Source organism: Porticoccus sp., from assembly GCF_041592135.1.
Taxonomy (GTDB): domain Bacteria; phylum Pseudomonadota; class Gammaproteobacteria; order Pseudomonadales; family Porticoccaceae; genus Porticoccus.
On the sequence record NZ_JBFHQR010000018.1, the window covers coordinates 1 to 17,596 of the forward strand.

General features: G+C 57.8%; 16 protein-coding genes. 9 read left to right on the forward strand and 7 right to left on the reverse strand.

Annotation, left to right across the window (positions count from 1 at the left end):
• Nucleotides 1-138 precede the first annotated feature (138 nt).
• Both cyoE and ABY948_RS03335 read left to right on the forward strand, forming a co-directional pair.
• Nucleotides 139-1,047, forward strand: a complete 909-nt coding sequence (gene cyoE / locus ABY948_RS03330; protein ID WP_461481095.1) for a heme o synthase — start codon at nt 139-141, stop codon at nt 1,045-1,047.
• 18 nt (nt 1,048-1,065) lie between these two features.
• Nucleotides 1,066-1,716, forward strand: a complete 651-nt coding sequence (locus ABY948_RS03335) for an SCO family protein (RefSeq protein ID WP_461481096.1) — start codon at nt 1,066-1,068, stop codon at nt 1,714-1,716.
• Nucleotides 1,717-1,732: 16 nt separating this feature from the next.
• Here the strand turns inward: ABY948_RS03335 and znuB are convergent, their stop codons facing one another.
• Genes znuB through ABY948_RS03350 form a run of 3 tightly spaced genes read right to left on the reverse strand, consistent with a single transcriptional unit; the run spans nt 1,733 to nt 3,757 of the window.
• Nucleotides 1,733-2,512, reverse strand: coding sequence for a zinc ABC transporter permease subunit ZnuB (gene znuB, locus ABY948_RS03340; RefSeq protein ID WP_461481118.1), 780 nt, complete (start codon nt 2,510-2,512; stop codon nt 1,733-1,735).
• Nucleotides 2,505-3,272: a zinc ABC transporter ATP-binding protein ZnuC gene (gene znuC / locus ABY948_RS03345; RefSeq protein WP_461481097.1), complete on the reverse strand. Its 768-nt coding sequence runs from the start codon at nt 3,270-3,272 to the stop codon at nt 2,505-2,507. The genes znuB and znuC overlap by 8 nt, the downstream gene beginning before the upstream one ends.
• Entirely contained in the window at nt 3,269-3,757 is a 489-nt protein-coding gene (locus ABY948_RS03350; protein WP_461481098.1) for a Fur family transcriptional regulator, read from the reverse strand. The genes znuC and ABY948_RS03350 overlap by 4 nt, the downstream gene beginning before the upstream one ends.
• Nucleotides 3,758-3,962: 205 nt before the next feature.
• Between ABY948_RS03350 and ABY948_RS03355 the strand changes: the two genes are divergently transcribed.
• Complete coding sequence (locus ABY948_RS03355; RefSeq protein WP_461481099.1) at nt 3,963-4,895, forward strand: zinc ABC transporter substrate-binding protein; 933 nt, start codon at nt 3,963-3,965, stop codon at nt 4,893-4,895.
• 5 nt (nt 4,896-4,900) lie between these two features.
• Here the strand turns inward: ABY948_RS03355 and ABY948_RS03360 are convergent, their stop codons facing one another.
• A complete protein-coding gene (locus ABY948_RS03360; RefSeq protein ID WP_461481100.1) occupies nt 4,901-5,857 on the reverse strand; it encodes a phosphotransferase in 957 nt (318 codons plus the stop codon).
• A gap of 109 nt (nt 5,858-5,966) precedes the next feature.
• On the opposite strand from ABY948_RS03360, the gene polA reads away from it, so the two are divergent.
• Nucleotides 5,967-8,684: a DNA polymerase I gene (polA, locus tag ABY948_RS03365; protein WP_461481101.1), complete on the forward strand. Its 2,718-nt coding sequence runs from the start codon at nt 5,967-5,969 to the stop codon at nt 8,682-8,684.
• 129 nt (nt 8,685-8,813) lie between these two features.
• Entirely contained in the window at nt 8,814-9,008 is a 195-nt protein-coding gene (locus ABY948_RS03370) for a hypothetical protein (protein WP_461481102.1), read from the forward strand.
• 313 nt (nt 9,009-9,321) lie between these two features.
• Here ABY948_RS03370 and yihA read toward each other — a convergent pair whose 3' ends face one another.
• Nucleotides 9,322-9,951 carry a ribosome biogenesis GTP-binding protein YihA/YsxC gene (gene yihA, locus ABY948_RS03375; RefSeq protein WP_461481103.1) on the reverse strand — a complete coding sequence of 210 codons (630 nt, stop codon included), beginning with the start codon at nt 9,949-9,951 and terminating at the stop codon, nt 9,322-9,324.
• A 129-nt stretch (nt 9,952-10,080) separates the two neighbouring features.
• On the opposite strand from yihA, the gene ABY948_RS03380 reads away from it, so the two are divergent.
• The 4 genes from ABY948_RS03380 (at nt 10,081) to ABY948_RS03395 (ending at nt 13,990) form a co-directional block, all read left to right on the forward strand.
• The gene (locus ABY948_RS03380) at nt 10,081-10,719 is read left to right on the forward strand and encodes a c-type cytochrome (protein ID WP_461481104.1); all 639 of its coding nucleotides are present in this window, start codon (nt 10,081-10,083) and stop codon (nt 10,717-10,719) included.
• 117 nt (nt 10,720-10,836) lie between these two features.
• Nucleotides 10,837-11,484 (forward strand): thiol:disulfide interchange protein DsbA/DsbL, encoded by a 648-nt coding sequence (locus ABY948_RS03385; RefSeq protein WP_461481105.1) that lies wholly within the window; start codon nt 10,837-10,839, stop codon nt 11,482-11,484.
• 184 nt (nt 11,485-11,668) lie between these two features.
• Nucleotides 11,669-12,784, forward strand: a complete 1,116-nt coding sequence (locus ABY948_RS03390; RefSeq protein ID WP_461481106.1) for a phosphoserine transaminase — start codon at nt 11,669-11,671, stop codon at nt 12,782-12,784.
• Between the two features lie 36 nt (nt 12,785-12,820).
• The gene (locus ABY948_RS03395) at nt 12,821-13,990 is read left to right on the forward strand and encodes a phosphoglycerate dehydrogenase (protein WP_461481107.1); all 1,170 of its coding nucleotides are present in this window, start codon (nt 12,821-12,823) and stop codon (nt 13,988-13,990) included.
• Between the two features lie 45 nt (nt 13,991-14,035).
• Here the strand turns inward: ABY948_RS03395 and ABY948_RS03400 are convergent, their stop codons facing one another.
• Complete coding sequence (locus tag ABY948_RS03400; RefSeq protein ID WP_461481108.1) at nt 14,036-16,687, reverse strand: ATP-binding protein; 2,652 nt, start codon at nt 16,685-16,687, stop codon at nt 14,036-14,038.
• Nucleotides 16,684-17,595, reverse strand: coding sequence for an ABC transporter substrate-binding protein (locus tag ABY948_RS03405; protein ID WP_461481109.1), 912 nt, complete (start codon nt 17,593-17,595; stop codon nt 16,684-16,686). The genes ABY948_RS03400 and ABY948_RS03405 overlap by 4 nt, the downstream gene beginning before the upstream one ends.
• Between the last annotated feature and the right edge of the window lies 1 nt (nt 17,596).

Consider the following 17,596-nt stretch of genomic DNA (forward strand, 5'->3'; position numbering starts at 1 on the left):
CAACAATCTGTTGATGGCACCGATGCTGACCGCCCTGCTCCATCACCTGTTCAGTGCACTTTTATTACTTGTGTTGGTGACCTTGGTGACCGGGATTTGGACCGCGAAACCGGAATATCAGAGGCAGGACTCGAAATGATGAATGAAGCAGAACTCAATATCGAAAAAGCCAGTTGGCGGGACTACCTGGAGCTGACCAAGCCCAACGTGGTCGCCCTGATGATTCTCACCACCGTGATCGGCATGTTTCTCGCCGTACCGGGAATGGTGCCGGTGGATGTACTGATCCTCGGGAACCTGGGCATTGCGCTGTGCGCCGGGGCGGCGGCGGTGGTCAATCATGTGGTGGATCGCCGCATTGATACCATCATGGCCAGGACGTTCAACCGCCCGGTGGCAAAAGGCCGCGTGGAGCCGGTTCAGGCAATGCTGTTTGCCGCGCTGCTGGGCGTCGTGGGCATGGCGGTGCTGCTGATTTACATTAATGCCTTGACCGCATGGCTGACCATGGCCTCACTGCTGGGCTACGCGGTGATTTATACCCTGTTCCTGAAGCGCGCGACGCCGCAGAATATCGTGATTGGCGGCCTGGCTGGTGCCGCCCCGCCGCTGCTGGGTTGGACCGCTGTGACCGGTGAAATTCACGGCCATGCCCTGTTGCTGGTGCTGATAATTTTTGCCTGGACACCGCCGCACTTCTGGGCCCTGGCGGTGCACCGCAAGGATGAATACGCCAAGGCGGATATTCCGATGCTGCCGGTTACCCATGGCGAAAAATACACCAAGCTGCATATCCTGCTCTACACCCTGATCCTGTTGGTCATCAGTGTGTTGCCCTTCGTGACGGGTATGAGCGGTTGGCTGTACCTGCTGGGTGCGGTGGTATTGGGTGTCGGCTTTATTTACTGGGCCATTGTCATGATGCTTGACAAAACCCCTAGCGCCGGGATGGATACCTTCAAGTACTCCATCATTTATCTGATGGCGTTGTTTGTCATCATGCTGCTGGATCACTATCTGGTAGCCGTGCCGTCCTTTATTCAGTAACTGCCCGGGGAACAGCGAATGCAGACAGGGGTGTTTAACCGAGGCAGTGTGCGTGTGACGGTCACCGTGGCGTTGGTCTTTGCGGTGTTGGTCGTGGCGGGTTTTGCCTACCGGATGAGTCAGCCGCGAGTCCTGAACCCCTATGAACTGAAGTCCAAGGGCGCGGTTGTGCTGGAGACGCCGAGAAAATTCAGCGACTTTCAACTGCGCGATCACCATGGCGAGCCGTTCACCCTGAAAAACCTGGCAGGCAAATGGACCCTGCTGTTCTTCGGCTTTACCCACTGTCCGGATGTCTGTCCGACAGCGCTGGCAGCGGCCGCGAAGCTGTATCAGGGCCTTGACCCTGAGGAGCGGGAACGACTGCAAATTGTGCTGGTTTCCCTCGATCCGGAGCGCGATACACCAGCAGAGCTGGCCAAGTACGTGCCCTACTTTAACCCCGATTTTATCGGCGTCAGTGGCGACAAGTACGTGCTGCTGAAGCTGGCCACCGAACTCAATGTGGCCTTCAACAGGGTTGAACTGGGCAATGGCGATTACACCATCGACCACAGTGGCAATATGGTGCTGATCAACCCCTATGGTCACTACCACGGCTTTTTCAGGCCGCCTTTTGAGGAAGGCGACATGCGCCTAACGTGGCGCTCCATCGACGCGAGTTTTTGACCTCCCCGTTCGTTCGCTACTCCCTTTTCAGCAGCGCCAGCGCAAACAAAATCCCGGCGCTCAGGACAATAGACGGCCCTGCGGGGGTGTCCATAAACCAGGAGGCGGACAAACCCATCAGTACGGCCAGGCATCCGACTCCGCTGGCAAAGATGGCCATTTGCTCGGGGGTGTGGGCGAAGCGCCGCGCCGTGGCTGCGGGAATGACCAGCAGCGCGGTGATCAGCAGTACACCCACCACCTTCATGGCAATGGCGATCTCCAGGGCGACGATCAGCATCAGTGCCGTGCGCACGGCAGTCACCGGTACCCCTTCGACCCTTGCCAGCTCCTCGTGAATGGTGATCGCCAGCAGGGGTTTCCAGAGGCGGATCAGCAGTGCAATGGCGATTGCGCCGACCACATAAATGGTCAGTACATCGCGGCCAGTCACCGTCAGCAAGTCACCAAATAGCAGGCTCAGCAAATCGACACGCACCGACGGCATGAGGGCCATGGCCACCAGGCCGATGGCCAGTGAGGTGTGGGACAGAATACCCAGCAAGGTGTCGGAGGCCAGGGTTTGCTGTTGCTGCAGGGAAACCAGGATCAGTGCCAGCAGCAGGCAGATGGCCACCACGGAAATGGTCGGGTTGAGGGAGAACAAAAGTGCCAGGGCGACACCGAGCAGTGACGAATGCGCCAGCGTGTCGCCAAAATAGGCCATGCGCCGCCAGACGATAAAGGCGCCCAGTGGCCCGGTGACGACGGCGACGCCGAGCCCGGCAAACAATGCGTAAAGTAGCACCTCAATCATGGCGGCATTCACTTGAGTGTTGGTGGGATGACGTTTGCGGCTCAATCACGTCACCGTGCAGATTGTGGCGGTGATTGTGGTGATGGGTATAGGGGGCTGTTTTGCTGCCGAATAGTTCTAGGAAGGCGGGGTTGCTGCTTACCTGATCCGGGTGGCCGTGACAGCAGATGTGCTGATTGAGACAAATCACCTCGTCAGTGGCGGACATCACCAGATGCAGGTCATGGGAGACCATCAATACGGCGCAGTGGAGTCGGTCGCGGAGTTGGCCGATCAGGCGATAGAGGCTCTCCTGCCCTGCGACATCGACCCCCTGAACAGGCTCATCGAGCACCAGCAGATTCGGCTTGCGGAGAATGGCCCGCGCCAGCAACGCCCGCTGCATCTCGCCACCGGAAAGCGATTGCAGCGGCTGGTCGATAAGTCGCTCAATGCCCACTTCGCGGAGTGCTGAAAGGCAGAGCTGGTGATTCGACTCGGCCAGGGCCAGAAAGCGCCGCAGGGTGATGGGCAGCGTTGGGTCCAATTGCAGTTTTTGGGGCATGTAGCCGATGCGCAGGTCGGGGGCCAGTTGAATCTGGCCGCCATCGGCCTTCAGCAAGCCGAGAACGATTTTGACCAGTGTGGTTTTTCCCGCGCCATTGGGGCCGATCAGGGTAATAATCTGGCCGGGAAGAATGCTGAGATCAACGCCGACCAATACATCGTGGCCGCGAAAGGCCTTGCCGATATTGCGTAACTGCACCAGTAGCTGATTCACGACTGACACTCCGGGCAGAGGCCGACGATTTCAATGACCTGGGACTCGACATTGAAGTTGGCGCGACGGGCAGTCTGTTCGACGGCAGAGGTCAACTGTTCGGCGCTGCATTCCGCCGTGGCGCCGCACTGTCGGCAGATCAGGAATACATCATTGTGGTCATTGCCGGGGAATGGACAGCCGATGTAGGCATTCAGCGAGGCGAGCCGGTGAATCAGGCCCTGCTCCAGCAGAAACTCAATGGAGCGGTAGACGGTGGGTGGCAGGATCCGCTTGACCGGGGATGATGCCAGGGTCATCTGGTCGACGATATCATAGGCACCCAGTGGTCGGTGGCTGGCCCAGATGGTTTTGAAAACCGCTTCGCGGATCGGGGTAAGGCGCACCTGGCGATCATCGCACAATAGGCGGGCGCGATGCAGTGCCGCTGTGATGCAGCGTTTGTGATCGTGGTGGTGATAGGCCAGTCTGGAATTGGTGAGCATGCTATCGCACTTTAAAAATAAAATGTTATTTTATAACATTATGATAAATTGGCAATCGGGTTCTGGCTGGGTGTTACTCCCTTTCTTTCAATAGTCCGGGGGTGTGTGGTAGTGATGCCCGTGGCAGGTGTGGACGGCTGGACACGCAATGCCACTGAAGCCGGGTTCAGGCAATACTTATTTTTATAATGCAACAATATAATATATGAAAACTATTCGACTGAGCTGGCTGATCGCCCTGCTGTGGGTTGCGCCTGCACCCTGGGTGCTGGCCGCAACAGACAATGAGGTTGTCGTTTCGATCAAGCCGTTGGCCATGCTGGTGAAGGCCGTCGCCGGTGAAAACTGGCCGGTCAGGGTGCTGATGCCGGCCAATGTGTCGCCCCATGACTATGCACTGAGATTTTCAGATGTGCGCGCCCTGAATGAGGCGGCGCTGGTGATTTGGGTCGGTCCCGAACTGGAATCGGCGCTGCGCAAGCCCCTGGAGGCGCAAGCGGCAACGACATTGCAGCTCTCGGCCCTGCCGGAACTGACATGGCCCACCCCGGCGGATGCAGACCCTGAGCACGATTCGACAGCAGAGCCGGGGAAACGTCACGAAGAAACTGATAGTGAGCACATGCATACCCGGGACCCCCATCTCTGGCTAAACCCCGAGAACGGCCGGGTGATGGCAACGGCCATCGCGGCGAGGCTGTCTGCCCTGTATCCGCAACAATCGGCATTGTTTGCACAAAACCTGGCCAATTTTGTCGCCGGTGTCGATAACCTGGACAGGCGCGCACGCCAGCGGTTGGCGCCATTACAGGGGCGGGGATTTGTGGTGACCCATGATGGTTACGGCCATTTTGTCCGGTATTACGGCCTCAATCAGTTGGCCGCGGTTCAGTTGGCCAGCGGGCACCAGCAGGGGGCACGCCATTTCGGTGAAATACTGGGTCTGGGGGCGCGGGTGAGTTGTGTGTTCACCGAGCCGCAGTTGAACAGCAAGGCTGCCCGGCAGCTGGCCGTGCAACTGGGCGCCAGAATGGTGGAACTCGACCCCATGGGGCAGCAGGTGGCGCTCGGTGCGGGGAGTTACCTGGAGTTTCTGGGCACTGTGGTCGACGCCTTCGCCACCTGTCTGGCGGATTAGGCGGTTCAGAGCGGCAGTGGGTAATAACTCATCAGGCGCCGTTGCAGTTTCTGGCGATATTCTTCCGGATCGCCCTTGCGCGCCGAGGAATCCCCTTCGGTAGACAGCGAGGTCAACAGGCGGGATACCCAAAAACGGGTCGCTGAAAAACACAGAATATCCTGCCAATACTGGCCCTCGGCGGCGGTAAAGGGCCGCTCCGCGCGATAGGCGTTGAGGAGTCCGTGGCAGAGTTGTTTGTCCAATTCCCCGTGGGGGTTGCAGCACCATTCATTGACGGCCTGGGCCACATCCAGCAACCACCAGTCCGAACAACTGAAATAAAATCCCGTCACGGCAGCCAGCTGGCCATCTTTGAAAAACAGCTGATCGGCGAAAATACTGCCAATCAGTGGTCCGGTGGGCAGCTCCGGCACGGTTTCAACGGTGCGTTTGAAGCGGGCCAGTTGTTCCCGAAGCAGCGATTCCTCGCCGGCGGAGAGGATGGGGGCCAGTTCTGTCGCAGCAAAATTAAGCCATACCAGGCTGCGTGGATTGCAATACTCCGGCTCGAACGAGCTGGAATTTGTATGCATTTTGCCCAAAAAAGCGCCTATCTGCTGGCATACATGAAGATTCTGATGTGACGGGGTATCGCCCTCGGGCAATTGGAAAAGCAGGGCGGGGTGGTCGCCATAATTGGCGATCAGATCGCCTTGTCGGCTGCTGACGCAGGGGGCTACAGGCAGACCCCGACCGGCCAAATGCTGTACCAGCAGGGAGGAATAGTTGAGGCGATCTCTGGCGCCGGCGACCACGGCGACCAGAAGGAAGCGGCCGGACTGCGGCGGCGTGCAGTGAAAACGGCAAGTGAGGTGGTTTCTGGCCACATAGGTGGCTTCAATCTCAACGTCGTGGTGCAGTGAGTACTGTCCCAGAAAAGCCCGGATAGTGCCGATATCCGGTATGAGAAATGACGACATGTCGGAGTCCCCACTCCTGTTATTTCACCAAGGTTAACCCCTTGTTAGCGGGAAAGAAACAATTTGCGGTATCCTTGGGCAATCCTAATCTTTGTTGAATCTCCCGACTATGAATGACACAACCCCGCTGGTCCTGGTGGATGGATCGTCCTATCTCTATCGCGCCTTCCACGCCCTGCCACCGCTGACGACGTCCAATGGCCAGCCCACCGGTGCGGTGAAGGGCGTCATTTCCATGGTGCGGCGGCTGCTCAAGGATTACCCGGCAAGTCCGGTGGTGGTGGTGTTTGATGCCAAAGGCAAAACCTTCCGGGACGAATTGTTCGAGGCCTACAAATCCCATCGACCGCCCATGCCGGATGACCTGAAAAAACAGATAGAGCCGATCCATCAGATTATCCGGGCGATGGGGCTGCCGGTGCTGGTGGTGGATGGTGTCGAAGCGGATGATGTGATCGGCACATTGGCCTTGGAGGCCGCGGGGGGAGGGCAGCCGGTGGTGATTTCCACCGGAGACAAGGACATGGCGCAACTGGTATCCGAGCGGATCACCCTGGTCAATACCATGACTGACACGACCCTGGATCCCCGGGGAGTGGCCGACAAGTTTGGCGTGCCTCCCGAGCTGATCATCGATTATCTCGCCCTGATCGGCGACAAATCCGACAATATTCCCGGTGTTCCCGGTGTCGGTGAAAAAACGGCACTGGCGATCCTGCAAAACCTGGGTGGCCTGGATGCCATCTACGGCGACCTCGAACAGGTGCGCGAACTGGATTTTCGCGGCGCCAAAAAAATGCCCGAAAAACTGGCCGAGCACCAGGAGCTGGCGCGCCTTTCCTACCGCTTGGCCACCATCAAAACAGATGTCTCACTGGATGTTGCCGCACAGAGTCTGCACAACGGTGAGCCCGACCGGGAACAGCTGCTCGACTGGTTTCGCCAGTGCGAATTCAAGGCCTGGACCGAGGAACTGTTGGCCGGGGCGGGAGAGCAGGAGATGGTGGCGGTAGCCGAAGCCAGGGATTACCAGGTCATTCTGGAGCAGGAACCGTTTAACAACTGGCTGACGCGGCTGAAACAGGCGGAATGCTTTGCCTTTGATACCGAGACCACCAGCCTCGACTACATGGAGGCGAGAATCGTCGGGGTGTCCTTTGCAGTGAATGCCAATGAGGCGGCTTACGTGCCACTGGCCCATGACTACCTCGGCGCCCCGCCACAACTGGATCGCAGCCAAGTGCTGGACGCCCTAAAACCCCTGCTGGAAGATCCCGCCATCGGCAAGCTCGGCCAAAACCTGAAGTACGATATGAGTGTGTTGGCCAACCATGGCATCGGCCTGCAGGGCATTCGGTTTGACACCATGCTCGAATCCTACGTGCTCGATTCCACTGCGACGCGCCACGACATGGACAGCCTGGCGCTCAAGTATCTGGGTGAGAAAACCATTCATTTTGAGGACATCGCCGGCAAGGGGGCATCCCAGCTGACCTTCAACCAGATTGCCCTGGAGCAGGCGGGGCCCTACGCCGCGGAAGATGCCGATATCACCCTGAGGCTGCACCAGGCGTTGTGGCCGAAACTGCTGTCTGAGAGCGGTCTGAGGCGGGTCCTCGAGCGCATCGAAATTCCCCTGGTGCCGGTGCTGTCGCGCATCGAGCGCAACGGTGTCAAAGTGAATGCCGAACTGCTGCGCGTTCAAAGTGGGGAGTTGGGGGCGCGCCTCGCCGAACTGGAACAACAGGCCTACGAGCTGGCCGGTGAAGAGTTCAATCTGGCATCCCCCAAACAGCTCGGCCATATTCTGTTTGAAAAACTCCAGATCCCGGTGCAGAAAAAGACAGCCAAAGGCGCGGCGTCCACCAAGGAGGAGGTGCTGCAGGAACTGGCGCTGGATTACCCGCTGCCCAAATTGCTGCTGGAACACCGCAGCCTGTCCAAGCTGAAGGCCACCTATACCGATAAACTTCCCGCGCTGGTGAAGGCCTCCACGGGTAGAATACACACCTCCTATCACCAGGCGGTGACGGCCACCGGACGCCTCTCCTCCTCGGATCCGAACCTGCAAAACATCCCGGTGCGCACTGCGGAAGGACGCCGGATTCGCCAGGCATTCGTGGCGCCGCCCGGCAGCAAGATTGTGGCGGCGGACTATTCCCAGATCGAACTGCGCATCATGGCACACCTGTCCGGGGACCGTGGCTTGCGAGAGGCCTTTGCCAAGGGGCTCGATGTCCATCGGGCGACGGCGGCGGAAGTCTTTGGCGTCGAACTGGAGCAGGTCACAGCGGAACAGCGGCGCAGTGCCAAGGCGATCAATTTCGGCTTGATCTACGGGATGTCGGCATTTGGCCTGGCCCGACAGTTAAAAATAGGCCGCCATCAGGCGCAGGAATACATCGACCTGTATTTTGCCCGCTATCCGGGGGTGCAGGATTACATGGATCGCATTCGCCACAGCGCGGCCGAGCAGGGCTATGTGGAAACGCTGATGGGTCGGCGCCTCTATCTGCCGGAAATCAAATCGAGCAATGGCATGCGCCGGCAGGCGGCGGAGCGCACCGCCATCAACGCGCCGATGCAGGGGACCGCTGCGGATATCATCAAGCTGGCGATGATTTCTGTGGACCGCTGGCTGCGTGAGGATGCCCTTAACAGCAAAATGATCATGCAGGTTCACGATGAATTGGTCCTGGAGGTGCCCGTCGAAGAGCTGGCGATGATTCAATCGGGACTGAGTCGGCGTATGTCCGAGGCGCTGGCGTTGGAGGTGCCGCTGATTGTCGACGTGGGTACCGGGGACAACTGGGATGAGGCCCATTAAGCTCGGGCGAGGAGACTTATAAGCAGACAGGCAAAAAATGAGACAAAAGAGCAACAAAAAAGTATAAAAAGTTTTTTTGGCGCTGGAACTTTGCTCTGGGAACCCTGCCTAACTACTACGCAAGCAACATTGCTGCTTTCTCCCCAAACTAAGATGCAAAGCTTGATTAATCCCCAAGCAACAGCAAAGCAAGCCCTGGTCGATATTGATCAGGGCTTTTTTTTTGGGGATGAATACCGGGGCGTGAGCGCCGGGGTAGGGAGTGAACAACAAATTTTTTACAGCGGCTGGAACTATCCTGCAGAACCCCTCTCTAATCTTTAGCAAGCAACATTGCTGCTTTCTCCCCAAACTAGATGCAAAGCTTGATTAATCCCCAAGCAACAGCAAAGCAAGCCCTGATCGATATTGATTCAGGGCTTTTTTTTTTGCGCACTAATCGCTGATTGAGAGAGGGTAAAAAATTTTTCAAGGAGGGAGGAACTAATCGTTCGGCGTTGTGCCTAATCTTTCGCAAGCAACATTGCTGCTTTCTCCCCAAACTAGATGCAAAGCTTGATTAATCCCCAAGCAACAGCAAAGCAAGCCCTGGTCGATATTGACCAGGGCTTTTTTCTTTGTGGAAATAAACGTTATATCAGTCGGTTGGGGCATCTTGGCCGACAGCCAGCCAGTCCTGGAGGATGCCCTCCAGTTCCTCGAGACCGGTTTTTTTAAGGGAGGAAAAGGTCTGGATACTGATATTGTCCCAAAAGCCGGCCTCGCTCAGTTCCCGCTGGACCTTCAGCAAGATGGCTTTGGCCGGACCGTGATTGAATTTGTCCGCTTTGGTCAGTAGCAGGTGAACGGGCATCTGCGACTGACAGGCCCAGCGGATCATCTGCCAGTCATATTCCTGCAGGGGGTGGCGGATGTCCATCAGCAGCACCAGCCCTTTCAGGGATTGTCGCTGCTGCAGGTATTCGGCAAGGTGTTGGTCCCATTCTTTTTTGAGGGCCTTGGAGACCTTGGCGAAGCCGTAGCCGGGCAGATCCACCAGCCGGCAGTGCTCAGAAAGGGAAAAGAAGTTGAGCAACTGGGTGCGGCCCGGGGTTTTACTGGTGCGGGCCAGTTTGGCGTTATTGGTCAGCGCATTGATGGCGCTGGACTTGCCCGCATTGGAGCGGCCGGCAAACGCCACCTCGCAACCATTGTCCTCGGGACATTGATGCAGGGAGGGTGCGCTGATGAGGAATTGCGCCTTGCGGAAGGAAATCACGTCTGACATGGGGAATCCTGAGAGGGTAAGCTGATATCACCTATTAAGATCGCGGGGGAGTTAGTATATAATGCCCCCGCTTTTTAGAAGGCAATACGAGTGTCCTATTGTAGCGGAATGCAGAGAGCGGATTAACCAATGAAAAAAATGATTCTAGGAATGGCTGCCATGCTGGGTCTGACCCTGGCCTCCTCCCTGGCCTTTGCCGGTGGTGATGCTACTGCCGGACAGGCTAAAACAGCAATGTGTGCCGGTTGTCACGGCGTCGATGGCAACAGTCCCGCACCGAACTTCCCCAAGCTGGCAGGTCAGGGCGAAAAGTACCTCACCAAACAGCTGAGGGATATCAAATCCGGCGCCCGCACCGTTCCGGAAATGACCGGCATGCTGAACGCCTTCTCCGACCAGGATCTGGCGGATATCGCGGCCTACTTTGCTTCCAAGAACATCCAGATGGCCGGCGCCAGGGAAGAAAACCTGGATCGCGGCGAGCGTATTTACCGCGGCGGCAACATTGAAACCGGTGTTCCGGCCTGTACCGGCTGTCACTCTCCCGCGGGCAATGGCAATGCCCCCGCGGGCTATCCGGCGCTGGGTGGACAGTTTGCCCAGTACACTGCCAAGCAGTTGCGCGCCTTCCGCACCGGTGCCGATGATCCCGGCAACCCGGCCGCCCGTACCAACGATGGCGACGCGAGTATCATGCGCGGTGTCGCCGCGCATATGAGCGATCTGGAAATCGACTCTGTAGCGAACTTTATTGCCGGCCTGAAGTAAGGGCGCGGATCTGAAAAGGCGGCGTGAGCCGCCTTTTTTACGCTTGCATTTTGGGGAACCTCAGGGATGATAGTGGTCTATCAGGTACTGCCCAGCTCAATGTGAAAGGAATTTAGTATGCGTCATGCTCTCTTCAACCTGTTGTTTGTCCTGACCCTGCTGCCGATGGCAGCCTGCCATGCCGAAACGGATGAACCCTTTAAGGCGGGTGTCAATTACGAAATTCTGCCCGAACCGGTGACCACGGCTGACCCCGCGAAGATTGAGGTCGTTGAAGTGTTTTGGTACGGCTGCAGTCACTGCTTTGCTTTTGAAACCACATTGAAACCCTGGGTGGCTGCCCTGCCTGAAGACGTCAATTTTGTGCAGGTGCCGGCCATCTGGCACCCGGTCATGAAACTGCACGCCCGCGCCTACTACACCGCCAGGGCGTTGAAGGTGCTCGACAAGTTGCACGAGCCGATCTTTGAAGCCATGAACCTGAACAAAAAGAAGCTGAGCAGCGAGGATGAAATAGCCGATCTGTTTGAGGCCCAGGGCGTGGGCCGGGAGCGTTTCCTGAAGGTGTTCAATTCCAAGGGCATTGAAATGGCCGTGGATTTGGCCGCCAGTAAACAGCAGCGCTATCGCACCCAGGGCACCCCGGAGGTCGTGGTCAATGGCAAGTACCGCATCTCGAGCAGAGAGAACGGCAGCCAGGAAGGCATGCTCAAGGTGGCTGCCTATCTGATCAAGAAAGAGCGCGCAGCCGCCCAGTCACAATAAAGCCAGCCACAATAAAGGCCGGGAAGCGCGGGCGAATGACAGATCCCCGTGCTTTTTAGTCACTGACAGGGCCGGTTTGCCAGTATCTCCCCCAGCCGCAAAAATTTGCCATCGACGCCTTTGCCTGAACCCCAATCCCACTTAGAATGATCCGCTTAATTTCAGATCATCCAGGCGGGACAGCATGAAACCGACACAAAAGCCGGCTAACCCCAATTTTTCTTCAGGCCCTTGCAGCAAGCGGCCTGGCTACGATATCACCCATCTTGATTTGAAGACCCTGGGACGTTCCCACCGGGCGGCCATTGGCAAGGTCGCCCTGGAGCGTGCCTGTGTGGAAACTGCCGAGCTGTTGGGTCTGCCCGAAGGTTATCGGGTGGGGGTCGTGCCGGCCTCCGACACCGGCGCCGTCGAAATGGCGCTCTGGTCCATGTTGGGTGCGCGCCCGGTGGATGTGTTTTATTGGGAATCGTTTGGACAGGGCTGGTTGACCGATGTGGTCAAGCAATTGAAGTTGCCGCAGGTCAATGAATACGGTGCGGACTATGGTCTGCTGCCGGATCTGGGGCAGGCCAATCCCGCCAATGATATCGTCTTTACCTGGAATGGCACCACCTCCGGTGTGAAAGTCGTCGATGGCGACTGGATCAGCGACGATCGCGACGGTCTCACCATCTGTGATGCCACCTCTGCCGTGTTTGCCATGGAGATGCCCTGGGAAAAGCTCGATGTGGTGACCTTTAGCTGGCAGAAGGTGCTGGGTGGTGAGGGCGCCCACGGCATGCTGATTCTCAGCCCCCGTGCGGTGCAGCGCCTCGAGAGCTACAGCCCGCCCTGGCCCATGCCAAAAATTTTCCGCATGACCAAGGGCGGCAAACTGATTGAGGGCATTTTCAGGGGGGAAACCATCAATACCCCCTCCATGCTCTGTGTGGCGGATTATCTGGACGCCCTGGGCTGGGTGAAGTCCATTGGTGGTCTGCCAGCCGCCGTCGCCAAGTCCGCGCAGAACCTGGCGGTGATCGAGCAGTTCGTGGCGGAGCATGACTGGATCGATTTCCTTGCCCGGGACCCGGCGACCCGCTCCAATACCAGTATTTGCCTGATTCTGGATCTGGATGCCGAGCAGGTGAAAAAAGTTGTCAAACTGTTGGATGCCGAAGGCGTCGCCTACGATATTGGCGCCTATCGGGACGCCCCCGCCGGTCTGCGCATATGGGGTGGCGCAACGGTAGAGAAAGCGGACCTGGAAGCGTTGATGCCTTGGATCACCTGGGCTTACCAGCAGGTGTCACAATAAATTTTTAACCATTCTAATAACATAGGGGAGCGGGTCATGTTCAAGGTGCGTACTTACAACCAGATTTCCGCCAAGGGGCTGGACCGTTTTCCCCGCGAATACTATGAAATTGCCAGCGAATTCAACCGCCCCGATGCGGTTCTGTTGCGCAGCCAGAAGTTGCACGACGAGGTGCTTCCCGACAGCGTCAAGGCGGTGGCCCGCGCCGGAGCAGGGGTCAACAATATCCCGGTGGCAGACTATACCCACCGTGGCATCGTGGTCTTTAACACCCCCGGTGCCAATGCCAATGCAGTCAAAGAATTGGTGGCGTCGGCCCTGTTCATGGCCTCCCGGGACATTTTGGGGGGGATGAATTATGTGCAGGGTCTCACCGGGATCAGCGATGCCGGTGAGCTGTCCAGGCTGCTGGAAAAGCAGAAAAAACAATTTGCCGGCAGTGAAATCGCCGGCAAGCGTCTGGGTGTGGTGGGGCTCGGTGCCATCGGTGCCCTGGTGGCCAATATGGCGGTGGAACTGGGCATGGAAGTGTTTGGCTATGACCCGGCGATTTCCGTCGAAGCCGCCTGGCGGCTGTCGCGGCGGGTGCAAAAAATGGAGAATTTGCAAAGCCTGCTGGCCAATTCCGACTTTATTACCCTCCATGTGCCCGCTATCCCGGCCACCCGCCACATGATCAATGGCGAGATACTGCGCTGTGCCAAGCCCGGCGCGGTGCTGCTCAATTTTGCCAGGGAAGAAGTGGTCGATATAGCGGCGGTTGTCGCGTCCCTGGATGAAAAGCGCCTCGCCAAGTATGTCACCGACTTTCCGGTACCAGAGTTGCTCGGGCGAGCGGATGTGCTGTTAATGCCACACATCGGTGCCAGCACCGAAGAGGCCGAGGAAAACTGTGCCATCATGGCGGCGGATCAGTTAATCGACTATCTGGAAAATGGCAACATTCGCAATTCGGTGAATTTTCCGGCGACCAGGATGGACCGCAACGGCGGTTGTCGTATTACCTTCTGTAATGAAAACGTGCCCAGGGTGCTCGGCCATGTACTGTCCCTGCTCGCAGACCGCGATATCAATGTCATCGATATGGTGAACAAGAGCCGCGACGAGATCGCCTACAACATTATCGATGTGGTCACTGAGCCGGGCGAAGAACTGCTGGCGGCCATCCGCGCCGTTGAAGGGGTGGTGGCCGTTCGCGCTATTTAACGGTCGGGCTTAACCATTGCTTGAGTGCGGCATGATCAGCCGCACTCAGACATCAATTTTTGCCGCATCCTGATCCAGTTCGTCCAGCAGGCTATCTACCCGATCCATTTGACCGCTTTTCACCCACTGGTGAAGTTGTCTGACTTTGCGTTCCAGCTCGGTGAGATTGAACACCCCGGCAATGCCCAACAGCTGGTGAATTTCCTCGCGCAGTTCCTCAATCCTGCCCGCGGACAGGGCATCCCGTGAGCGCCCCAGCAGGTCTTTCACTTCCTGTCTGAACAGATCCGCCGGAATTTCGTCGAGCGACTCTGCGGAGGGCAGCGGTGTGGCAGGCAGTTCCAGATGGAGCAGTTTACAGATCTGCACCAGCAATGCGCGCTCATCCAGCGGCTTCAGCAACAGGCCATTGGCGCCCGCCTCAAACAGGTGTTGTTCTTCCTGCTGCAAAATGTCCGCGGTCAGGGCCAGGGCGGGAATGTTGGCGTTGATATTGTTGCTGCGGCGCAGGGTGACCAGGGTGTCGATACCATTTTTCTGGGGCATATGGACGTCGATTAACAGCAGGTCAAAGCGGTCCTGTTGGTAGGCCGCCAGCGCTTCGTTACCGTTGCTGGTCAAGGTGCAGTACGCGCCGAGTCGGCCGAGCAGGGTGTCGAGCAGCAAGCGCGTGAACTGGTTGTCCTCGGCGATCAGAATATTGACGCCGTCGAGTACCTGTTCACTGTCGTGATGGGCGCTGACTGCACCGGTGTGGGTGATGTCCCCCAGTGATCGATACAGTTCGGCCAGCGGTGGTGGCATGGGCAGGAAGGCGACGGGTTGCAGGCTGGCCCGCTCCCTGACATTGAATTGCTGGTAGAAGTTGAATTGTCCCGCCAGCAGGATCAGTTTGGCGGCGGTCGCAGCCCGCAGGTCGAGAATCAGGGCCGCCAAGTCAATGTCCGGTGAGAGGAGGCTGGAGGTGCAGATGATGACGTTGTCATCGGGACCCAGTGTGGTGGTGGCAGCAGTGAGATCTGCCAGGCCGACCACGCACACATCGGCGATGTTGAAGCGGGCCATGGCATGGATCAGTGCCTGGTTAATCGCTTTGTGGCAGCCAGACAGCACAACCCGGCTCGGTTTCATCGACCATTGACGTGTGGTCCCAGAGAAAGGCAGGGGCAACTGGATGGTAAAGGTTGTGCCCAGGCCTTCCACGCTCTCGAAACGGATGTCTCCGCCCATCAATTCCACCAGGTTTTTGACAATGGAGAGCCCCAGACCTGTGCCGCCGTAGCGCCGGGAAATGGAGGTGTCCGCCTGGGCAAAGGCGTTGAACAGCTGATCCTGAGCCGCCCTGGGAACACCGATGCCGGTGTCCCTGACTTCGATGAGCACCGCCTGTTCGGCATTGCTTTTCAGCGAGATAAAAATACCGCCCTCGTCGGAGAACTTGATGGCATTGGCAATCAGGTTGCCGAGAATCTGCTGGATGCGGATGGAATCGCCAATGCGCTCGAGTCGCAAATCCGGGGCGAAGTCGACAACCAGATAGAGCCCCTTGTGCTGGGCTTGGGGGGTAAACATGGCCGTAACCTGTTCGACGCATTCCGCCAGATCCAGAGGCTGCTTGGCCAGCTCTACGGTGTTTGACTGCAGCTTGGAGAAAGCCAGGATGTCGTCGATCAGCGTGAGCAATTGCAGTGCCGCCTGGTCGATAATCTGGCAGTACTGACGGTCGCTTTCACCCAGTTTGGTGACATCCAGCAGGCGCACGAAACCCTGAATGGAGGTGATGGGTGTCCGCAACTCGTGGCTCATCCTGGCCAGGAAATCACTCTTGGCCTGGTTGGCCGTTTCCGCTTGCTGCTTGGAGAGCTCCAACTCCTGGTTTTTTGTCTGCAGGCTCTGCAGGGTGTCCTGCAACTGGCGGGTCGCAAATTTGATGCGGTGCTCAAGGGTTTCCTTGCCCTCTGCCACTGACTCGGCCAGTTGGTTGATGCCGGCGGCCAGGATCGCGAGCTCATCCTCCGTACCGGTTTCCGCACGAATCCTGAGATTGCCCCCGGCCATCTGTCTGATGGTGGTGGTGAGTTGCTGGATAGGTGAAATCAGGCCGAGGCTGAGGTAGTAGGTAAAGACCACGGCAATCAGCAAGCCGATCAGAAACAACAGGGCGGAAGTGGTGAGGATGCTTTGTTGCTGTTCGAGCATGCTGGTGCGGTCGACGACCAGGGCGACCCAGCCAACCAGTTCCTGGGTGTCCGGTTCGGAGAGCGATTCCTCCTGGTAATCGCTGAAGTCAACCCCGGACAGGTACACCGGTTTCATGAAGTAGAGATATTGGGAAGTTTGCAGCGGCGAGCTCTCCGCCAGGTCGGGCAGTACCGAATCGGAAAAATGACCGGTGCTCAGCACCACAGCCTGGCTGTTATCGAGAAAGGCAATGCCGACCACATCGGGGATGCGCAGGGCGGAAGTCGCCGTATTCGCCAATAACTTGAGGTTGCGTGAATACAGCGAAAAATCGGAAATGGTGGCCAGATAACTGGAAGAGGCATCGCCGGCGCGCAGCAGGTTTTGCGCAAGATCCGTGCGCCTGGCATCGACGGTGTAGAGGGTCAGCAAGGTGATGATCAACAGCAGCGGCAACAGGGCGACGGCCAGAAAGCGCTGGTGAATGGATTTTCTGAGCAGCTGTTTTCGGGTCATGGCAGCGGCTGCTCCTGTTGTTCAATATGTCGATAGAGTTGGTTTTCCGGCGGGAGGCTGATGCCGAGCGACCGGGCCACTGCCGGGTTGGTGCTGATGGTGAAATAGCGCGGATACAGTTGCAGCTGGCCCGGGATAGGGTTGTCCGGCAGCCAGGCGGCGATGAGTTCGCCGGCGTGTTTGCCGATATCGGCTGGCGCCGAATAGATGGAGGCGAGCGCCCCGGCATTGGTGTAGGCCTTGGAAAAGCCAATCACCGGTACTTTCTGCTGGAAGCTCAGGTGCAGTATCCACTTGGCGATGGCCCGGTTGAGCACGGCCTGGTCGGGCAGGGCGATAAACAGGTCGGACTGTTGCACCAGCGGCCGGAGGACGGCCACGGGATTGTCATTATGGTTGAGGTAAGCCTGTTCAAGGTGGATGCCGCGCTCGGCGGTCAGCGCCTTGAGTTCGCTTTCCCATTCCCTGGAAATGGGGCCGAACACGGTGCCGAAACGGGTCGCGTCCGGCTGTAACAGAGTGGCGAGCGAGACTACCCGGCTGAGGGGCTGGTCCAGATAGATGACGGCAATGGGCCGATCAATGGTGCTGTTTTTCGTTTGCAGCAAAGTCGCAAACGCATTTTGGGGTGTAAAGACACTCAGTAGGGGGGTGGTGTCAGCCCGGCCCAACGCCTCGCGCGTGGCATTGCTGCCAACGGCAACAATCAGCTGATGCGGTTTGGCAAGGATGTCCTCGAAGCCCGGGGCATCCAGGGATACGCGTTCAAAGCTGGGCGGGGCGGTGAGCCTATCGGATACAGTGGCCTGAAGGATGTCCGCCGTTTCACGGTAATAGGGGGCGTCACTGGACAGCAGTAACAGCACACCGGCGTGACAGGTATTGAACATCAGCACAGTAAAAAGCACT